Here is a 20,782-nt window from a genome sequence, read left to right as displayed (position 1 = left end):
CGCACCGGCAAGGCAGCGGGGTGCAAATGTAAAGCGTTCTCATTCGCTTTACAAACACTTAACGCAACGGAGCAGGCGGACGTCCCGGTAGTGCCGGCCGCTGGCCGGCATCCACCATCCGCAGCACCCGAACCGGCCCCTTGGGGAGGGGCAGGTTCGGGAAGGCGCCCGGCGGCGGGCGCCGCAGGGCTTACAGCGCCTGCAGTTCTTCGTTGGCGTTGCGCTTCTTCTCGGCCGGCGCGGTGGCCGGCGGGGTCAGCATCACCGCCGGCGAGGTTTCCACCGGCACGTCGAGGTAGGGCAGCTTCAGGGTTTCGCTGGTCTGGCGGCGCACCTCGTTGGTCAGCGCCGCGCTGTCGTTGAGCTTGCGCCCGTATGACGGCACGATCTGCTTCAGGCGCGCTTCCCACCCGGCCGCCATCTGCTCGGGGAAGGCCTTCTTGAGCAGGTCCAGCATGATCGGCGGCGAGGTCGAGGCACCCGGGGATGCCCCCAGCAGCGCGGCGAGTGTGTGGTCCTTGTCGGTCACGATCTCGGTGCCGAACTGCAGGATCGCGCCCTTCTCCGGATCGCGCTTGATGATCTGCACCCGCTGCCCGGCGGTGACCAGCGTCCAGTCCTCACGCTTGGCGTTGGGGAAGTACTTGACCAGTTCGGCCTGGCGGTCGTCGTCGTTCAGGCGCGCCTGGCCCATCAGGTACTTCACCAGGTCCAGGTTCTCGGCGCCCACGTCGAGCATGCCGGCCACGTTGTTGTGGTTCACCGACGAGTACAGATCGAACCACGACCCGTGCTTGAGGAACTTGGTGCTGTACAGCGCGAACGGCCCGAACAGCACCACCGGCTTGCCGTCCAGCTTGCGCGCATCCAGGTGCGGCACCGACATCGGCGGCGACCCGGTTTCGGCCATGCCGTATGCCTTGACCCCGTGACGTTCGGCGATGGCCGGCGACTGGAAGGCCAGGAACTGACCGCCCACCGGGAAGCCGGCGTAGTTCTTCGACTCCGGAATGCCCGACAGCTGCAGCAGCTTCAGCGCGGCGCCACCGGCACCAATGAACACAAAGCGCGACTTGATGGTCGACTCGGTGCCCGAGGTGAGGTCCTTCACGGTGACGTTCCAGCTCTTGTCATCGTTCTGGCGCAGCGCGCCGACTTCATGCTTCAGATGCAGCTGGAAGTTCGGGCTGCGCTGCAGGCCGGCGGTGAGCTGGCGGGTGATCACCCCGAAGTTCACGTCGGTGCCGAGCGGCATCCACGTGGCGGCCACCTTCTGCTTCGGGTCGCGGCCTTCCATCAGCAGCGGTGCCCACTGCTTGATCTGCGCGGCGTCTTCGGAGTACTGCATGCCGTAGAACAGCGGGTTTTTCACCAGCGCCTGCTGGCGCTTGTGCAGGTAGGCGATGTTGTCGTCGCCCCACACGAAGCTCATGTGCGGGGTGGGGTTGATGAAGTCCGACGGCTGGCTCAGGCGGCCGGCCTTGACCTGGTGCGACCAGAACTGGCGCGAGATCTCGAACTGCTCGGCGATGCCCACCGCACGCTTGGTCTCGATGCTGCCATCGGGCAGTTCCGGGGTGTAGTTCAGTTCGGCGAACGCCGAATGACCGGTACCGGCGTTGTTCCAGCCGTCCGAACTTTCCAGGGCAACGCCATCGAGGCGCTCATAGATCTGGATGTTCCAGTCCGGCTGCAGTTCCTGCAGGAACGTGGCCAGGGTGATGCTCATGATGCCGCCGCCGATCAGGACGACGTCCACCGGCTTGTCGTTGCCGGCGGCGGGGACCGAGCGCTGGGTCAGCGGCCAGTACAGGAAAATGGCCGATGCCAGCAGCAACAGCACGAGCAGGCCGAGGGCGACCTTCGCTAGTTTTTTCATGGGGATCTCAGAGGGAGGAGACGTGAACAGGATGCCGCCGCTGCCGGGGACGCCTGTGAAGACAGGGGTCACAGCGGTTCCTTGGGGCGGATTCTAGCCCTTTCCGGTACGGATTTGGTGCAACGCAGCATCCGACGGGGTGACCCCGACCGGGCCGGCCGGGTAGACTGAATGGGCAACGGACGCTACGAAAGAGACAGGTACGCAATGGCAAGGACGCTGGTCGTGGTCGGTGACCACCTCCATCTGGGCGGCACGGTATTGGCCGGTTCGCCTTTCACGGATATCGACGGACACGCAGTAGCCCGGGTCAACGACGCGGTGCTGTGCAGCAAGCACGGCCCCGGCGTGATCGCCAGCGGCGACGCCACCCTCATCATCGACGGCAACCCGGTCGCCCGGCACGGCGACAAGGCCAGCTGCGGCTGCACCCTGCTCGCCGGCCAGCAGGCCACGGTCAGCGTGGAGGCAGGCGGTGGCGGGGGCGGCGGAGGCGGTGGCTCCAGCAACACGGCCGCCGTGCTCGCTGCGGCGGTCTCCATCGCGGCTGCGGTGCTGAAGGCCACCAGGCCCGCCGACGCGCCGTCGGCGGTACGCGAGGACGCGCCGCAATGCTGGGTGAGCGACCACGAAGCGAAGATCGCGGTGAACGCCGACGGCCGTTATTCCGAAACGCTGGACCCGGCGGGCACCCGTTACGACTGGACGTTCCCGGTCACCTACAGCATCGCCGTGCCGCTCAAGTCCGGCGGCGACATCGTGGTCTCGATCAAGGTCCGGGTGCAGCCGCTGGCCGGCGTCACCGCGGCCGACGTCACTACGGCCAAGCTGCGCATGATGGACGGCGTGGATACCTACTGGAACGGCAAGTTCACCCTGGCGGTCAACGATCCGCAGTGCGGGACCCGTTCGTTCCCGATCCGCTATGCGATCCAGTGGGTTGACGGTGGCCAGGACTACACGCTGCAGCTGCACAAGGAATACGACCGCGAAATGGTCGATCCGCCGCTGGTGTATGTTGCCACCACCACCGACCCGTGGACCTACGCGCACGAGTTCGCCCACACCCTGGGCCTGCCCGACGAGTACTCGGAGAACGAGGACGACGCCTCGGACACGGTCCGCTACATCCGTCCCGACGGCACCGTCGATCCGGCGGGGGTGGAGGCGATGGCCTACCGCGACAGCACCGACCCGCAGGCCACCATCATGTCCACGTACCATAGCGCCGGTACCCACCCCAGGCATGCCTGGAACATCGGTCGCGAGGTGCAGGAACTGCTCCGTCGCGAACTCGGCCGGGAGCTGACATGCACCGTTTCCTGATTCCCCTGATCGCACTGTTTGCCGCTTCGCCCTTGTCTGCACAGAACCCAGAGCCTGCCCCCATGATCGAACTCCACGCCCGCTGCATCGACGATGCCCACTGCCGCTTCACCGGCGACGATGTCCGGGTGGAACTGGAACTGCGCAATGGCGGCCGCAGCGCGGTGACGCTGCCGGTTGCCTTCCTGCGCAAGCGGGGCCCGGCGGTACGGCTGGTGGACCGCCATTCGGGCAAGGAAAAGCAGCTGCGCCGCAACCCGGTGGACGGCCTGATGCTGAAGGACCTGGAGACCGTGGCACCGGGCCAGTCGGTGCGCTTCAGCTGGCCGATCACGCCGAAGGAAATCAACGATTTCGCGCTGCGCCCGGTCGATCTGGATGCGGTCTTCAGCTTGAACATCACCCCGGAGCGCAAGGGTGCCGATGCCACCATCGTGCGCGCGAAGGTGCACATCGTGGACGGCCGCGTCGGGCTCGACGCGCGCTGAGCCGGCACGCGGCCGGGGGCGTCAGGTCCCGCCCAGCGTGAAGTATTCCAGCAGGAAGTAGGCCGCCTGGTACGCCAGCGCGGCCGCGGCGAGCAGCAGATGGGCGCGCCGCGATCGCAGCGCCACGCCCAGCCCGGCGATCAGCAGCATCGCCGCGGTGTGCAGCAGGTAGGCCTCGCCCAGCGCCTGCCAGCGGCTGTGGCCCTTGATCGCCGTATCCCCCAGGTCCAGCAGGGTGATCAGCGCCAGCACCCCGAAAAAGCCGCCGCGACGCTGCAGCAGGTAGTTCTCCAGGCTGCCGAACTCGCGCACGTCGTCGGGGAACAGCAGCACGCACAGCATGTACCAGGCGGCGCAGTAGCCGATCACGAAGACGTAGGTGCCGAAGGTCCAGTGCCGCACCTCGGTGAGGCGGAACTCCCACCACCAGAACGTCACTACCGAGACCAGTGCCCACGCCACCCAGCACAGGTGGATCCACGACCGTCCCCGGCGCTGCGGGTGCTCGATGATCGACGCCAGCCCGCGCAGCAGGGTGGTGATGCTCAGGCCAAGGATGATGCCGAGCACCACCCGGATATGCAGGAACAGCGGATCGCTTTCCATCGGCGTGCCCTGGCGGGAATGGGCCGATGCTGCCCGCCTGCCGGTCAGGGGCGCGTGACCACCGTCAGCGCTTCCTGCGGATCAGCGTGGCCGAGGCCCCCAGCACCGCGCGGGTCAGCAGCGCCATCGTCTGCACATCGCCCTTCCAGTGCTGCCAGTACAGCGGCACGTCTTCCCAGGCGCGCTGCTTCATCAGCACCAGCCGGCCGGCCTCGAGGTGGCGCTTGACCAGGGGCAGGGGGTTCATGGTCCAGCCCAGCCCGCCAAGGTTGGCCTGCACGAACGCGCGGGTCGACGGAATCCACCAGGTCGGGGCGGTCAGCGGCAGGTCCTCGCCGGCCAGGCGCCGGGCGAAGCGCGCCTGCAGGTCGTCCTTGCGGTTGAACACCAGCACCGGGGCCTGCGCCAGCGACTGCGCGTTGACCCCCTTGGCGAAGTGCTGCGCATGGAAGGCCGGGGTGCAGGTGGCGGCGTAGCGGATGCTGCCCAGCGCGTGGATCTGGCAGCCCTGCACCGGTTCGTCCAGCGTGGTCACCGCGCCCAGCACCGCGCCCTGGCGGAGCAGCGCCACGGTGTGGTCCTGGTCTTCCAGGCGCAGGTCCAGGGTGGTGCCGGTCTGCGCGGCGAAGCTGCGCGCCGCCTCGGGAAACCAGGTTTCCAGACTGTCGTGGTTGACCGCCACCGGGATGCTGGCGTGCGGGAGGTCCTCGTCGGCGATGCCCATGCGGTGCAGGGCGTCGTGCTCGAGCAGCGCGGTCTGCTCGGCCAGCTGCACCAGCACCTGGCCTTCCGGGGTGGCCACCGCCGGGGACGACCGCTTGACCAGCAGCCGGCCGACCCGGTCCTCCAGCGCCTTGATCCGCTGGGAGACCGCCGAAGCGGTGACGTTGAGCGACTGCGCGGCACGCTCGAAACTGCCTTCGCGGACGACGGCGGCAAGCGCGCGGAGCTGGGCATGGTCGATCCGCATGGTCTTAAGCCTGGCTAAAGGTGGTTAAGTAAGTTTAGCTCTACTTTTCCATGTTGCGGCGCGACAATACGCGCCATCCGGTGCTGTACGCCTTGGCGAGGCACCGCCCCCCGCAACACAGGTGGTCTCCCATGTTCTCCATCATTTCCGGCAGCGCCGGGCTCGCCGCATGGTTCAGCGGCGCCGCCACCGGCATTGGTCTGTTCGCCGTCGTCGGCGCGCAGAGCGCCTTCATCCTGCGCCAGGGCATCCTGCGCAAGCACATCGTGCCGGTCGTGGCGACCTGCGCGGCGATCGACGCCGCCTTCATTTTCGCCAGCGTCGCCGGCCTGCGCACCCTGACCCAGGCGTTGCCGTGGCTGACCACGGCGGTGCTGTGGGGCGGCGTGGCGTTCCTGGCGTGGTATGCGTGGCAGTCGGCGCGCCGCGCGCTGGCCGGCGGTGGCGGCGGCATGGACATGGACGACGGCGGCGACACCTCGCGCCGTGCGGTGCTGATCTCGGCGGTCGGCTTCTCGCTGATCAACCCGCACTTCTGGCTGGACATGATGGTGATCGGTTCGATCGCCGAGAACTTCGGTAGTTCGCGCATGGCCTTCGCCGCCGGCGTGGTCACCGCCAGCTGCCTGTGGCTGACCGCACAGGGGCTCGGCGCGCGCCTGCTCGCGCCGTTGTTCACCAAGCCGAAGACCTGGCGCATCCTCGACGGCACCATCGCGGTGATCCTGTCGATCCTGGCGCTGACCCTCGCGTTCCGCGGTATGCATTGATACCTCTCTCCATCGATGCATACCTTAAATGGCACCGTTCGCGGTGCCATTTTTCTTTGTGCGTTCCGCACTGGTTCCCGACCCCATCTTCCGCCTAGAATCGGGCGCTTGGACATGAAGTCCGGTAGCCCGGGGGGGATGGATGAGCAGGATCAGGTGGGCCGCCATGCTGGCGGTGGTGTGTGCGGCGCTGTCGGCGCAGGCCGGGGCGGTGGAGCTGGACCGCTATCTGCGGCAGCAGAGTTTCGAGGACATCCAGATATCGCCGGGAGGCGACTACATCGCCGCAACGATACCGCTGGAAGATGCCACCGCGGTGGCGATCCTGCGCCTGCCCGGCATGGAAATGGTGGGCAATTTCAGGCCGCCAAAGAACAACCACGCCCATACCGTCAACTGGGTCAGCAACGAGCGCATCGTGGTCGGCCTGGCCCAGAAACTCGGCGCGCGCGATGCGCCGCAGCCCACCGGCGAGCTGTTCGGCATCAATGCCGATGGCAAGCGCGCCGAGCTGCTGGTCGGTTACCGGGTGCAGGAAGGCCAGGGCACCTACATCAAGGTCAAGAAGGCGGGCGATGTGGCCGCCTACATGGCCGACGACCTGCCCGACGACGACCGGTATGCACTGATCGAGGTGTGGCCCTTCAGCGACGAGCCCTATCCGCAGGTCGAGCGCATGGACGTGCTCAGCGGCCGGCGCACGATGGTGGTCCGCTCGCCGGTGCAGCGCGGCAGCTTCACCACCGACAACCAGGGCGAGGTCCGCTTCGCGCTGGGCGCGGCGAACGACCGCGTCAACAAGCTGTACTACCGCGCCCCTGGCGGCGAGTGGTCGCTGATCAACAGCCAGAACGTGAGCGGGCGCACCGAGGTGCCGCTGGGCTTCTCGGCCGATGGCCGTCTGGCCTACCTGCAGGTTGAACAGGCCAGCGGGCCGGATGCGATCGTCAGCTGGGATCCGGAGACCAACGAGCGCCGGACCCTGTTGCGCGATGCGGTGGTGGACCCGCATCGGATCATCCGCCAGCCCGGCACCCGCATCCCGGTGGGCGCGCTGTACCTCGGCGATACGCCCCGCACCGCGTTCTTCGACGACACCTCGGCCACGGCGCGGCAGTACCGCAGCCTGGAGGCCGCGCTGGGTGGGTCGGTCTACATCACCTCCAGCACCCGCGATGGCGGCAAGCTGCTGCTGGAAACCTGGTCCGGGCGCAATCCCGGCGACTTCTTCCTGTTCGATACCGCCCGCAAGAACGCAGCGCACCTGGCCAGCCGCAGCCACTGGATCGACGCGACCAAGAGCGCGGAGGTACGGCCGGTTGCCTTCAAGGCCCGCGACGGCCTGCCGCTGCATGGGTTCCTCACGCTGCCGCACGGCAGCGACGGGCGCAACCTGCCGATGGTGGTGGTGCCGCACGGTGGGCCCATCGGCGTGTTCGACCGCGGCGACTACGACACCGAGTCGCAACTGCTGGCTGCCGCCGGCTACGCGGTCATGCAGATCAACTTCCGCGGCTCGTCCAACTATGGGCGTGCACATACCGAGGCCGGCCGCCTGCAGTGGGGCATGGCCATGCAGGACGACGTCACCGATGCCACGCGCTGGGCGATCGCGCAGGGCGTGGCCGACAAGGACCGCATCTGCATTTACGGCGCCAGCTATGGCGGCTACGCGGCGATGATGGGGCCGGTGCGCGAGCCCGGTCTGTATCGGTGCGCGGCAGGCTATGTGGGCGTCTACGACCTGCCGATGATGTACGCGCGCGGCGACGTGCAGAAGACCGAGTTCGGCCTGAACTACCTGCGCGAGTGGATGGGCCGCCCGAAGGACCTCGCCGACCGCTCGCCGGTCAACCTGGCCGACAGCATCAAGGTGCCGGTGTTCCTGGCCGCTGGCGGCAAGGACGAGCGCGCGCCGATCGAGCACACCAAGCGCATGGAAGCCGCCCTGAAGAAGGCCGGCGTACCGGTGGAATCGCTGTACTACCCGACCGAAGGGCATGGGTTCTACACCCAGGAGCACCGCACCGAGTACTACAGCCGGTTGCTGGCGTTCCTGTCGCGCAGCCTGGGTGGGGCCACGGCCACCACCACACCGGCCGGCAAGGGCAAGGCGCCCTGACCGCCACACATGCGGCGGCGGCATCGCCCGCTGCCGCGCCACACCGGGGCCACCGTGCGCCGGAACATCGTTACCTGCCGGACACGCCGTCCGGCAGCAAGGGGGAAGGATGCGTACGTTGACCCTGGCGGCACTGGCCGTCTGCATGACCCTGGCCGGGCAGGCCACCGCAGTGGATCTGGATCACTACCTGCGCCGGGACAAATTCACCAGCATCAAGATTTCGCCCTCGGGCGACTACTTCGCGGCCACGGTGCCGATGGAAGACCGCACCGCGCTGGCGATCATGCACCGTGTGGAAGGCCGCCTGACCGGTTCGTTCGTGCCGCCGCGCGACAACCATGCGTCCGACTTCCACTGGGCCAGCGACGACCGCGTGGTGATCGGCCTGGCCGAAAAGTTCGGCTCGCACGATGCGCCGCGCCCTACCGGTGAGCTGTTCGCCATGAACGCCAACGGCGGCCGGGGCGAGCTGCTGATCGGCTATCGCGTGGCCGCACGGCAGGGATCGCGCATCCAGCCGAAGAAGGGCGACGCGGTGGCCGCGTTCCTGGCCGATGACCTGCCCAATGATCCGCGCGGCGTGCTGGTCACCACGTGGCCGTTCTCCGCCGACCCCTTCACCCGCGCCGAGCGCCTGGACGTGGTCACCGGCCATCGCCAGGTGGCCGCGCGCGCCCCGGTGCAGCGCGCGCGCTTTGCGACCGACCCGCAGGGCGAGGTGCGTTTCGCCTATGGGGCCGGCGGCGACAACGTCAACAAGCTGTACTACCGCGCCGCGGCTGGCAGCGACTGGACGCTGCTCAACGACGAGAACGACACAGGGCGCATTGAACGGCCGGTCGGGTTCTCCACCGATGGCGCGCTGGCGTACCTGATCGTGGAGCAGCCGCGCGGGCCAGCGGCGTTCGTCTCGTGGAACCCGGCCAGCGGCGAACGCCTGCCCGTGCTCTCCGATCCCGTCGTGGACCCGGCACGGGTGATCTACCGGCAGGGCACCTCGATCCCGGTCGGTGCGCTGTTCATGGGCGATACCCCGCGTACGCGCTTCTTCGACGAGAAATCCGCCGACGCACGCATGCACCGCAGCCTGGAAGCGGCCTTCGGCGGCGAGGCGGTGTATGTCACCTCGTCCACCCGCGACGGCAAGCGCCTGCTGCTGGAAGTCTGGTCCGGCCGCAATCCGGGCGACTTCTTCCTGTTCGACACGGTCGCCAAGAATGCCGAACACCTGCTGAGCCGCAGCGACTGGATCGACCCGGAAGCGGCCGCAGTGGTGCGCCCGATCGCGCTGAAGGCACGCGACGGTCTGCCGCTGCACGGCTACGTGACCGTGCCCAAGGGCAGCGAAGGCAAGCGCCTGCCGATGGTGGTGGTGCCGCATGGCGGTCCGTTCGATGTCTATGACGATGGCCGCTACGACCCCGAGAACCAGTTGCTGGCCGCCGCCGGTTACGCGGTGCTGCAGGTCAACTTCCGTGGCTCGGGCAACTACGGCCGTGCCCACGAGCAGGCCGGCGCGCGCCAGTGGGGCGGCACGATGCAGGACGACGTGACCGACGCCACCCGCTGGGCGGTGGAGCAGGGCATCGCCGACGGGTCGAAGATCTGCATCTACGGTGCCAGCTACGGCGGCTACGCCGCGCTGATGGGCGTGGCCAAGGAACCGGCGCTGTACCGTTGCGCCGCGGGCTATGTGGGGGTCTACGACCTGCCGATGATGCATACCACCGGCGACATCCAGGGGCGGCGCTCGGGCGAAACCTATCTGAAGGAATGGATCGGCGAGCGCGGCGACCTCGGGGCGGTGTCGCCGGTCAATCTGGCCGACCGCATCAAGGTGCCGGTGTTCCTGGCGGCCGGTGGGCAGGACGAACGCGCCCCGATCCAGCACACCAAGCGCATGGAAGCGGCGTTGCAGAAGGCCGGTGTTCCGGTGGAGTCGCTGTACTACCCCACCGAAGGCCACGGCTTCTACACCGACGACCACCGGCGCGAGTACTACACCAGGCTGCTTGCCTTCCTGTCGCGCAGCCTGGGCGGCCAAACCGCCACGGCGCCAACGGCACCGGCCCAGCCCTGAGCCGGCACGGCGGACGATGGCGCCTGCGCGCCATCGTCCGGCGGGATCAGAACACGTAGTTGAGGTGCATCTGCGCCTGGGTGTCGGGAGTGCCCAGCAGGCGCTGCGCCAGAACCGCCCCGCCCAGCGCCAGGCGCTGACGACGGTAGTCCGCGCCGATCATCACCCGGTAGTCCACGCCCGACGTGCTGCCCGGCAGCTCGAATGCGTGGCCCTCCGCGCCCTGCAGATACGCCAGGCGACCGCGGGTGTGTTCTTTGACGGAGCCGATCAAGGCCGCATCGCCACGCACTGTCCACGCCGAACCGATCCGCGCCTGCGCGCCCGTGCCGGCTTCCCACTGCACGCCACGGCGCGTGCCGGCGCCCACCGACAACCCGAATGCATCCGCGCCGTGCTCGTGGAAGGCGGCCTCGCGGGCGTGGAACGCGGTGACCCCGAGCCGCGGTTGCCAGTGCAGGGCGGACGTCACCAGATCGCGGCTCAGCGTGCTGCCGATGCGGGTGCGCGAGAGCGTGCGCTGGCTGTGCGCCGTCGTGTGCGTAGCGCCCCACTGGAGCTGTCGTTGACCGTCCATCCGGTGCCACTCGTTGCCGAGGGTGTGCTGGAGGCGGAACGCGCCCAGCGACTGGCCGATGCCCACGCCGGCGAAGCGCGACTGGCTGCGCGTCTGCCCGCCGTCGTGTGCGGTATCCGCGCTGAGCAGGCCGGACATCATCTGCAACTGGCGGCCGCCCTGCATCGGTACCGCCAACTGCAGGCCGGTGCCCACGCCCTGCACGCCGTAGCGGGTTTCAGCCCCCGGCCCGAACGCCAGCAGGCGGTGACCGTCGGTCGGCGCGCTGCGTGCCAGGCTCGACCAGAACGCCTCGCCGTTGGCGGCCAGGCGCTGGTTTGCCGCCATCACCTGCCCACCGGACAGCTGGTGCAGGGCGCGGTTGAACTCGGCGTTGTCGGCCACTTCCAGGCTGTGGAACAGCGCCGTGTTGCCATAACCGGCTTCCAGCGCGGCCGCCACACCCTGGACCGACGCATCGGCCAGTGCGCGGTAGTCATTGCGGGTCATCACCACATCGACAGTGCCGCTGGCATCGCGCTCGGCCTGCGCGCGCCACACCACCGTCGCGCTGCGGATGTTGTCTTCGCCGCTGTCGGCCCCGGTAAACACCCCCTGCAGGTGGACCTGCGACGCGGCGGTGCCGCGGGTGAAACCGGTGTCCACCGCGACGTCGGCCAGGTGGCCGCCCTGGTGCAGCACCATGCGCCCGGCGCTGCCATCGGCGTTGGTGCCCACGGTGTAGCCGCTGATGCCGCGCGGCGCCTGCCAGCCCAGGTCGGCACCGGGTCGGTTGGCCGCGGCGGTGGCGGCATCGGCGTTGATGCCACTGCCGATGCCATAGACATTGACCTGGCCGTTGTTGATCAGCCGTCCGCTGCCGTCGCCCGCAACCTGGAAGGCATGCGAATGGTCGGCGTGAATATTGATCACGCCACCGCGGCGGTTGTTGAGCGTGGCCGTGCCATCCGAACGCATCGCCACCAGGTGCTGGCCGTTGGCCGCACCGGCGATGCCGAGGTTGATCGTGCCGTCGTTGATCAAGGTGGCGCCGCGCGCGCCGGACATCGCCACGGCCTGATCACCGGTAACGGTGAGGGTGCCCTGGTTGAGCAGCGTCGCCGATGCGCCTTCGGCATGCAGGGTCGCGTGGTTGCGGGCATGGCTGGTGATCTGTCCGCCCGCCCGGTTGATGCCGGTGCTGGCATGGGTATCGGCGACCAGGGTGAGCACCCGTGCATCGGCATCGAGCACGATGCTGCCGTGGTTGTTGAACGCTTCGATGGTGTCGCGGTCATTGCCGACGCGTGCGGTGGTGGCGTGGATCAGGCTGCCCTGGTTCAGCGCGCCACTGGCGTGGAGGGTCCCGTGATTCTCGAACCCGGCGGCACCGCCCAGCACGAACCCGCCGCCGTCCACGACCAGCCGTGCGGGGCGCTGGCGCTCGCCGTTGTCGAAATCGCTGTCGCCCTGCAGCACCACCAGCGTGTCGCGCAGCTGCATGTCGCCCTGGTTGTCGATCTCCGCATCGCCGTCCAGGGTGATGCGTGCGTCCTGCGCCGACAGGCGGCCGAGGTTCTCCAGGCTGGCATCGGCCTGCAGATGCAGGCTGCCGCGCAGGTCGAGCTGGCCACGGTTGTCGAGGTCGCCATCGCGCTCGATCACCAGGCGTGCGGCCTCGCCGACGCGCAGCGTACCGTGGTTGTGCAGATGACCGTTGCTGCGCACCGTGAGGCTGCCGGCATTCAGATCCAGGTGGCCGTCGTTGCGTGCGTTGCCGATGATGCGGGTGTCCACCGGCTGATTCCATACGGACTCACCGCCAGCGGCGACCAGGGTCTGGCGATCGCCGAACTGGCCGCCTTCCTGGCCGGGGACGGGACCGCCGCCGCCGTTGCCACCGCCATTGCCGCCGCCGTTGCTACCGCCGCCGCCGGCAGCGCCCGCCGCACCTGCTGCCACCGCGACGATGCCGCCGATCCACCACGCTGACAGGCCGCCTCGGCCGCTGGCCTGCGCCGTCTCGCAGTCGGTGTCGCCGACGGTATCGCACTGTGCCGCGGTGTCCGCGTGGGCAGACAGCGCAGGCACGCCGCACAGGGCGAGGGCAATCATCGCGGCGAGCGGGTGGTGGAAGAGAACGGTACGGCGCATGGGCAGCTCCAGTCGTAGGTGCAGGACGAGGAAAGACGGAGCGGGTGCCGGTCGCGACACCGCTCCGACCGCGCGAGGGCGGTGAAGGAGCGTCATGGTCGTGACAACGCCGGAGGCTGTATTTGAAATAAATACGAAAAACCCAGAATGTGACCGGGTCGTATGGTGTTAGGAAACGTTTATGTGTTGCTGCTAACCCGCCGTGTGTAAAAAGCACAACGGCACCGCGTGGGTGCCGTTGTGCAGGTGCGTCGCGATGCCCGGTTACTTCACCCCGTGCATCATCCTTTTCAGCAGCGGTGAGCACAGCAGCGCCACCGCTGCACAGCCCAGGCCGATCCACATCAGCAGCCAGAACAGGTGCTCGTAGCTGGCGGCAGCGCTGGCGATGTTCATCGTTTCGCCTTCGGGCACCTCGATCGCGGCGAGCTTGCCGAACAGCGCGGCCAAGGTTTCGGAAAACGCTGTGGCGAGGAACCAGGTCCCCATCATCAGGCTGACCACGCGCGGCGCGGCCAGCTGGGTGACCGCCGACAGGCCGACCGGCGACAGGCACATTTCGCCGATCTCCAGGATCAGGTAGGCCAGCACCAGCCACCACACGCTGGCCATCTGCCCGCTCGCGCCCACCTGTTGCGCGGCCAGCGCCAGCGGCACGAACGAGAGCGCGGCGAAGACCAGGCCGAACGAGGATTTGACCGGCTTGGACGGGTCCATGCGGCGACGGTCCAGCCACGCCCAGAGCATCGCGAACAGCGGCGCCAGCACCACCAGGAACAGGCCGCCGAGGTAGGTCAGCGAACCGGCCGTCTGCGGAATCACCAGGCAGTCGCGGATCAGCATCACCAGCATCAGCGCGACGATGGCGATGAACAGCGTGCGCGGCGCGGCCGAGGCCGGGTTGCGTTCGGACAGACGCGCGGCAACCACGAAGCCCAGCGGCGCCAGCAGCAGCGAGGCGATCGACCACGGCAGCGGCGTGCCGCCCTGGATCACCAGCGCGGGCACCAGGTCCTTGGTCAGCAGGCGGTCGGTGAAGGTGACCCACGAGCCGTAGGTCTGCTCGTACAGCGTGAAGAACACCAGCGCCATGAAGATCAGCGCCATCAGCGCGATCATCTGCTGGCGCTGCACCGGGGTGCAGCGGGTGCCGGTGAACCAGGCGAACCACACCAGCACGCCGCCCAGCACCACGATCATCAGCATCAACGCGAGGCTGATTTCACCGCCAAGCGCGAAGGCGCCGTTGGCCGCGGCCCACATCAGTGCGGCCACCGGGATCACGCCGAGCACGGCCACCGCATAGATCAGCCATTCGCGGCGGATGCCCAGCACGCGCTGGCGCAGGGCTGGCGCGTCGGACGGTTCGGCATGGCCCTGCAGGTACTTCTGGCCCCACAGGAACATGGCCAGGCCGATCACCATGCCGATGCCGGCGGCGCCGAAGCCGTACTTCCAGCCGTAGGCTTCGCCGAGGAAGCCACACACCAGCGAGGCGAACAGGGCACCGAGGTTGATGCCGGCATAGAACAGCGAGAAACCCGAGTCGCGGCGCGGGTCGTTCTCGGGGTAGAGCTTGCCGACGATGGTGGAGATGTTGGGCTTGAGGAAGCCCACGCCCATGATGATCAGCGCCAGCGACAGATAGGTGACGCCCAGCGCGGCATCATCGCGCACGATCTGGCCGTCGATGCGGGTGGCGGCATGGCCTTCGAAGGCCATGCCCAGGTGGCCGAGCACGAGCAGCACGCCGCCGAACACCACCGCCTTGCGCATGCCCAGCCAGCGATCGGCGAGCAGGCCGCCGAACACCGGGATGCAGTACACCAGGCCACCATAGGCACCGAGCAGGTCGAGCCCGGCCTTGTCGCCGAACAGGTGGTACTTGGTGAGGTACAGCAGCAGCAGCGCCTTCATGCCGTAGAACGAGAACCGCTCCCACATCTCGGTGAAGAAGCAGACGTAGACACCTTTGGGGTGACCGAGGAAGTCGTCGGACGCGGGCAGGGCAGTGGCGGTCATGGGCGGGCAGGCAGCAGACAGGCGGCGATTATGCCCCCTGTGCTGCGCAGGTGCCGGCACCCGTTCGGGCCATTGCTACGGTGGGTGGGTGCCGACCGCTGGTCGGCACGCTCTGCTCACAGATACCGCAACCACGCCAGATCCCGCCGCCGCGCCTTCAACCGCGCGAACGCCCGGGTGGGCCAGTACAGCGCGAGGGCCAGCACGGCGGTCAGGGCCCACAGCGCGGCCACATGGTCCACGCCGACATACGCCCCGTGGGTTGGCCCCCAGTACGCCTCGGCGAGCACGTACAGCAGCTTCAGCACGTACAGGTGCAGCAGGTAGAAGAACATCGGCGCGGCACCGATGTCGGCCAGCGGGGCCAGCACACGGGCTACGGCCGGCCGCTCGTACAGGCGCAGCAGCAACAGGCCCACCCCCAGGGTGAGCAGCAGGAACAGCAGCGACGGCGGGTACTTGGTGACGTTGAACACGCTCATCAGCGTCTCACCGGCGGTGCCGAGCGCCTGCCACGGGCGGTCGCCGTAGACGTTGGCCGCGCGCAGCAGCGCGAAGCCGAGCAGGGCGCCGCCGCCGGCCAGCACCAGCCGGCGCTGGCGCTGCGCCGGCTCGCCGCCGCGCGCGAACCACGGTCCGATCGCGTAGCCCAGGGCGATCACGCCGATCCACGGCAGCACCGGGTAGGAGGTGCGCAGGCGCAGGTGCTCGCCCAGCACGATCCAGTCGCGCTGGTGCAGCACCTTCCACAGGATCGCCAGCGGCCCATCGCCGCTTACCCGGACACCATCGAGCAGGTTGTGCCCGGCGATCAGGGCCAGCGCCAGCGCTGCCAGCACGCCGCGCGGCAACCACAGCAGCCCGGCCAGCACGATCATGCTCAGGCCGATGGCCCAGATCACCTGCAGGTAGATCACGCTGGGCGGGAACTGCAGGGTCCAGGCGAAGTTGACCACCAGCAGCTCCAGCGCCACCAGGAACAGGCCGCGCTTGAGCAGGAACGCGCTGGTCGCGCGCCGGCCATCGGCTTTCGTGCTGCCATACAGCCAGGCCGACAACCCGGTGAGCAGCACGAACACGGGGGCGCACAGGTGGGCGAGCAGGCGGCTGACGAACAGCGCCGGCTCGGTCTGGTCCACCAGCATCGGGTCCGGCACCTGGTGGTGCAGGTAGAACGTCTCGCGGACGTGGTCCAGCAGCATCAGCACGATCACCGTGCCACGGAGCTGGTCGATGGAGGTCAGGCGGGAGGCGAGGGGAGCGGTCACGGCAACGCCAGAGGAGTGGCGCGATAGGATATAACATAACGGTGTGGTGCGGCCTGTCGCCGGGCCTTGCCGATCCGGGCGGGATGGCGGCGGTGCGGCCGCCCTATCGTTGTGACCACCGTGAGTCATGCGTGTTGCAGCACGTTTCACACTGGACTTGCCCGGACATGAACGCTAGCGTGGACCAGATTTTTTGCCAGCAGGGGCTTCCATGAACAACGACGCTGCGCCCAAACAGCTCACTTTCCGCGCGGTGGTGCTTGCCATCGTGCTGGCGGTGATCCTGTCGGCGGCCAACGCCTACCTGGGTCTGTTCGCAGGCCTGACCATCGCCACCGCGATTCCCGCGGCCGTCATCTCGATGGGCGTGCTGCGCCTCCTCGGCGGCGGCACCATCCTTGAGAACAACATCGTCCAGACCGGCGCATCGGCCGGCTCGTCGATCGCCGCCGGTGTGATCTTCACCATCCCCGCGCTGGTGATCATGGGCTACTGGCCGGACTTCAAGTACTGGTGGGTGCTCGGCATCGCCGGTCTGGGTGGCCTGCTGGGCGTGCTGTTCTCGGTGCCGCTGCGCCGGTCGATGATCGTCGAAGATCCGCTGCCCTTCCCGGAAGGCAAGGCGGCTGCCGAAGTGCTCAAGGCCGGTGAGAACCCGGGCCCGGGCCTGAAGATCCTCGCCGTGTCGGCCGTGATCGGCGCCTTCGTGAAGCTGGCGGCCGAAAGCGGCCTGCGCCTGATCCCGGATGCCTGGGCCACCTCGGCCTACGTGGGCAGCTCGAAGATCACCGCCTTCATCGGTACCAACCTGTCGCCGGCGCTGCTCGGCGTGGGGTACATCGTCGGCCTGAATGTCGGCATCGTGGTGGTGTCCGGCTCGATCCTGACCTGGCACATCGCCATTCCGCTGTACCAGGCGTTCTTCATGAACACCGATCCGGCGCTGGCGGCATCGATCGCCACGGCCAGTTCGACCGAGGCGGCATTCGCCATCTGGGGCGCGAAAATGCGTTACCTGGGCGTGGGCGCCATGCTGATCGGCGGCGTCTGGACCCTGATCTCGCTGCGCAAGTCGCTGCTCAACGGCGTCAAGAGCGGCTTCGCCGCCGCCCGCAAGAGCGGCGGCCCGGCGCTGGCGCACACCGAGCGCGACCTGCCGATGAAGTGGATGCTGGTGGCCCTGGTGGTGTTCACCCTGCCGCTGCTGGCGCTGTACCAGGCCATCGTGGGCCAGTGGCACGTGTCGATCCCGATGACCCTGATCATGATCGCCGCGGGCTTCCTGTTCGTTTCGGTCTCGGCCTACCTGGCCGGTCTGATCGGTTCGTCCAACAACCCGGTCTCGGGCATCACCATCTCCACCATCCTGTTCGCCTCGGCGGTGCTGGTGGTGCTGCTGGGCGCCGACGGCCTCAAGCCGGTCGGCGTTGGCGGGGCCCCGCTGGGCGCCGTGGCCGCGATCATGATCGGTGCGGTGGTGTGCTGTGCGGCGGCGGTCGGCGGTGACAACCTGCAGGATCTCAAGGCCGGTTACATCGTCGGCGCCACCCCGTGGAAGCAGCAGCTGATGCTGGGCATCGGCGCGTTCTCCTGCGCGCTGATCATGGCCCCGGTGCTGAACCTGCTGGCGACCGCGTACGGCATCGGCGTCAAGTCCGAGCTGCACCCCAATGCGCTGGCGGCGCCGCAGGCGAACCTGATGGCCTCCGTGGCCAAGGGCCTGTTCGGTGGCGAGCTGCCGTGGACCTTCATCGGCATCGGCGCCGTGGTCGGCGCGGCGATCATCGCCTTCGACAGCTGGCTGAAGTCGCGCAACGCACGCTTCCGCGTGCCGGTGCTGGCAGCCGCAATCGGTATCTACCTGCCGCTGGAGCTGATGGTGCCGATCTTCCTGGGCGGGCTGATCGCCTACCTGGTGGAGCGCTTCCACAAGGTGCGCGCCGACGACGAAGAAGGCCGCGACCGCGTGCACAAGCCGGGCGTGCTGTTCGCCGCTGGCCTGATCACCGGTGAAGCCCTGATGGGTATCGCCATCGCGGTTCCGATCGTGCTGAGCAGCCGTGCCGACGTGCTGGCATTGCCGTTCCACCTGCCGGGCGCCCAGTGGATCGGCCTGGCCGTGCTGTTCCTGGTCGGCTGGCTGATCTACCGCACCGGCAAGCGCGCCGTCGGCAACGTGTAAGCCTGCGGAAGGAGCCGGGCAGGGCTCGGCTCCACCGCCAGGGGGCGCGCGCAACGCGTGCCCCCCACGGGTTTGCCGGATCTGGCCAAGCCCATGACCTGTGGCCTTTGCTTCGGACCGGGCGCCGCCCTACCATCGGCGTTTTGCCGTCCCGCGGAGACCCCGATGAAACTTCGTTACGCCCTGCTGCCGTTGTGCCTGCTGACCGCGATGCCGTCGCTGGCAGCCACGCGCGGCCTGGATGTGCGCGACATGATCGCGCTGGATCGGGTCTCGGCCCCGCTGCTGACCGCCGATGGCGGCAAGGTCGTGTTCGCCAAGCGCGTGGTCGGTACGGACAGCAAGGCCAGCACCGGCCTGTACATCCGCGACCTGCGTACCCGCGATGCGGCGCCGCCCAAGCCGCTGACCCCGGCCGGCTGGAACGTCAACTCCGCCGCGCTGTCCGGCGATGGCCAGACCGTGTACTTCCTGAGCGCCAAGGGCGGCAGCCAGCAGCTGTATGCCATGCCGACCGCCGGCGGCACGCCGCGCCAGCTCACCGATTTCCCGGTCGACGTGGACAGCTACCACGTCTCCCCGCAGGGCGACCGCGTGGCCTTCAGCAGCGGCGTGTTCCAGGCCTGCGGTTCTGACCTGGCCTGCACCAGCAAGAAGCTGGACGCGCACAAGGCGCGCAAGAACACCGGCGAAGTCTTCGACAGCCTGTTCGTGCGCCATTGGGACACCTGGAACGACGGTCGCCGCAACACGCTGTTCGTAGCGCCGCTGCCGGCAGCCAAGGGCGCTGCGGTCAAGGGTGCCTCGGCGATCAGCGCCACGCTTGATGGCGATGCGCCGTCCAAGCCGTTCGGTGGCAATGACGACTTCACCTGGTCCCCGGACGGCACCTCCGTGGTCGCCGCGATCCGCGTGGCCGGCAAGCAGGAACCGTGGTCGACCAATTTCGACCTGTACCGCCTCGATGCCAACGGCAAGCAGGCCCCGGTGAACCTCACGGCCGCCAACCCGGCGTGGGATGCCGGCCCGGTGTTCAGCGAAGACGGCAAGACCCTGTACTACCGCGCCATGAAGCGCCCGGGCTTTGAAGCCGACCGCTTCGGCCTGATGGCGATGGACGTGGCCACCGGCAAGACCCGTGAGATCGCACCGAAGTGGGACCGCTCGGCCGGTGAGATCGTGCTGTCCGGCGACGGCAAGGGCATCTACACCTCGGCCGACGACATGGGCGAACACCGCCTGTTCCTGGTCGATATCGACAGTGGCGAGGCCGCGGTGATCGCCGAAGGCGGCAGCATCGGTTCGCCCACCCGTGGCGGTACCACCCTGGCCTACACCCGCAACAGCCTCAAGAGCGGCGACCAGATCGTGGTGGCGGCCTTCGATGGCGCCAACGAGCGCGAGATCACCCCGAGCGCCGGCCAGATGCTGCCCGACGTTGCCTTCGGCGACTACGAGCAGTTCCAGTTCAAGGGCTGGAACAACGAAACCGTGCACGGTTACGTGGTCAAGCCGTACAACTACCAGGAAGGCAAGACCTACCCGGTGGCGTTCCTGATCCACGGCGGGCCGCAGGGCAGCTTCGGCAACGGCTGGAGCTACCGCTGGAATCCGCAGACCTACGCGGGCCAGGGCTACGCTGTGGTGATGATCGACTTCCACGGGTCCACCGGCTACGGCCAGGCCTTCACCGACGCGATCAGCCAGCACTGGGGCGACCGCCCGCTGGAAGACCTGCAGAAGGGCTGGGCCGCCGCGCAGAAGCAGTACCCCTTCCTCAACGGCGACAAGGCATGCGCGCTGGGCGCCAGCTACGGCGGCTTCATGGTCAACTGGATCGCCGGCAACTGGAACGAGCCGTGGAAGTGCCTGGTCAACCATGACGGCGTGTTCGACCAGCGCATGATGGGCTACGCCACCGAGGAACTGTGGTTCACCGAGTGGGAGCAGGGCGGTACGCCGTACCAGAAGGCCGCGAACTACGAGAAGTTCAACCCGGTCAACCATGTTGCCGAGTGGAAGAAGCCGATCCTGGTGATCCACGGCCAGCTCGACTTCCGCATTCCGGTCGAACAGGGCCTGGCCGCGTTCACCGCTGCCCAGCGCCAGGGCATCGAGTCCAAGTTCCTGTACTTCCCGGACGAGAACCACTGGGTGCTCAAGCCGCAGAACAGCGTGCAGTGGCACGACACCGTCAACGGCTGGTTGAAGCAGCACATCGGCGAATAAGCCCGATTGCAGCGCCGCCCTCCGGGGCGGCGCTTTTCATTGGTGCCGGCTGCTGGCCGGCAACCCCATCGACTCTGCGAGGTTTTCGGCCCACAGCCGGAACTACCCGGATACCATCCCGCCCCTA

Annotated in this window: 13 protein-coding genes; 7 read left to right on the top strand and 6 right to left on the bottom strand. The window is 68.2% G+C overall.

Annotated elements, in window-relative coordinates; genetic code table 11:
* Window positions 1-190: 190 nt before the first annotated feature.
* Window positions 191-1,879, bottom strand: coding sequence for a malate dehydrogenase (quinone) (gene mqo, locus ACO6VK_RS09665; RefSeq protein WP_422506653.1), 1,689 nt, complete (start codon window positions 1,877-1,879; stop codon window positions 191-193).
* 207 nt (window positions 1,880-2,086) lie between these two features.
* Here mqo and ACO6VK_RS09660 point away from each other — a divergent pair, with 207 nt between their 5' ends.
* Both ACO6VK_RS09660 and ACO6VK_RS09655 read left to right on the top strand, forming a co-directional pair.
* Window positions 2,087-3,205, top strand: coding sequence for a PAAR domain-containing protein (locus ACO6VK_RS09660; RefSeq protein ID WP_422506652.1), 1,119 nt, complete (start codon window positions 2,087-2,089; stop codon window positions 3,203-3,205).
* Between the two features lie 62 nt (window positions 3,206-3,267).
* On the top strand, window positions 3,268-3,693 hold the full coding sequence (locus ACO6VK_RS09655; RefSeq protein ID WP_422506651.1) for a hypothetical protein: 426 nt from the start codon (window positions 3,268-3,270) through the stop codon (window positions 3,691-3,693).
* Between the two features lie 21 nt (window positions 3,694-3,714).
* Here the strand turns inward: ACO6VK_RS09655 and ACO6VK_RS09650 are convergent, their stop codons facing one another.
* Together ACO6VK_RS09650 and ACO6VK_RS09645 are read right to left on the bottom strand one after the other, a co-directional pair.
* Entirely contained in the window at window positions 3,715-4,299 is a 585-nt protein-coding gene (locus tag ACO6VK_RS09650; protein ID WP_422506650.1) for a hypothetical protein, read from the bottom strand.
* Between the two features lie 64 nt (window positions 4,300-4,363).
* The gene (locus ACO6VK_RS09645) at window positions 4,364-5,269 is read right to left on the bottom strand and encodes a LysR family transcriptional regulator ArgP (RefSeq protein ID WP_411850251.1); all 906 of its coding nucleotides are present in this window, start codon (window positions 5,267-5,269) and stop codon (window positions 4,364-4,366) included.
* Between the two features lie 131 nt (window positions 5,270-5,400).
* On the opposite strand from ACO6VK_RS09645, the gene ACO6VK_RS09640 reads away from it, so the two are divergent.
* The 3 genes from ACO6VK_RS09640 to ACO6VK_RS09630 all read left to right on the top strand — a co-directional run bounded on the left by ACO6VK_RS09640 (window position 5,401) and on the right by ACO6VK_RS09630 (window position 10,244).
* Window positions 5,401-6,039 (top strand): LysE/ArgO family amino acid transporter, encoded by a 639-nt coding sequence (locus tag ACO6VK_RS09640; protein WP_422506649.1) that lies wholly within the window; start codon window positions 5,401-5,403, stop codon window positions 6,037-6,039.
* Between the two features lie 142 nt (window positions 6,040-6,181).
* On the top strand, window positions 6,182-8,161 hold the full coding sequence (locus ACO6VK_RS09635; protein WP_422506648.1) for an alpha/beta hydrolase family protein: 1,980 nt from the start codon (window positions 6,182-6,184) through the stop codon (window positions 8,159-8,161).
* A gap of 109 nt (window positions 8,162-8,270) precedes the next feature.
* The gene (locus tag ACO6VK_RS09630; RefSeq protein ID WP_422506647.1) at window positions 8,271-10,244 is read left to right on the top strand and encodes an alpha/beta hydrolase family protein; all 1,974 of its coding nucleotides are present in this window, start codon (window positions 8,271-8,273) and stop codon (window positions 10,242-10,244) included.
* 46 nt (window positions 10,245-10,290) lie between these two features.
* Here the strand turns inward: ACO6VK_RS09630 and ACO6VK_RS09625 are convergent, their stop codons facing one another.
* The 3 genes from ACO6VK_RS09625 to ACO6VK_RS09615 form a co-directional block, all read right to left on the bottom strand.
* On the bottom strand, window positions 10,291-12,954 hold the full coding sequence (locus ACO6VK_RS09625) for a hypothetical protein (protein WP_422506646.1): 2,664 nt from the start codon (window positions 12,952-12,954) through the stop codon (window positions 10,291-10,293).
* Between the two features lie 264 nt (window positions 12,955-13,218).
* On the bottom strand, window positions 13,219-14,976 hold the full coding sequence (locus ACO6VK_RS09620) for a peptide MFS transporter (RefSeq protein WP_422506645.1): 1,758 nt from the start codon (window positions 14,974-14,976) through the stop codon (window positions 13,219-13,221).
* Window positions 14,977-15,092: 116 nt separating this feature from the next.
* Window positions 15,093-16,244: a DUF1624 domain-containing protein gene (locus tag ACO6VK_RS09615; RefSeq protein WP_422506644.1), complete on the bottom strand. Its 1,152-nt coding sequence runs from the start codon at window positions 16,242-16,244 to the stop codon at window positions 15,093-15,095.
* A gap of 211 nt (window positions 16,245-16,455) precedes the next feature.
* On the opposite strand from ACO6VK_RS09615, the gene ACO6VK_RS09610 reads away from it, so the two are divergent.
* Entirely contained in the window at window positions 16,456-18,426 is a 1,971-nt protein-coding gene (locus tag ACO6VK_RS09610; RefSeq protein ID WP_422506643.1) for an OPT family oligopeptide transporter, read from the top strand.
* A 165-nt stretch (window positions 18,427-18,591) separates the two neighbouring features.
* Window positions 18,592-20,655 (top strand): prolyl oligopeptidase family serine peptidase, encoded by a 2,064-nt coding sequence (locus tag ACO6VK_RS09605; RefSeq protein WP_422506642.1) that lies wholly within the window; start codon window positions 18,592-18,594, stop codon window positions 20,653-20,655.
* Window positions 20,656-20,782 lie beyond the last annotated feature (127 nt).

It is taken from the genome of Stenotrophomonas sp. GZD-301 (genome assembly GCF_049310345.1).
In the GTDB taxonomy this organism is placed as follows: Bacteria; Pseudomonadota; Gammaproteobacteria; order Xanthomonadales; family Xanthomonadaceae; genus Stenotrophomonas.
This window is presented reverse-complemented; position numbering and strand designations above follow the sequence as displayed.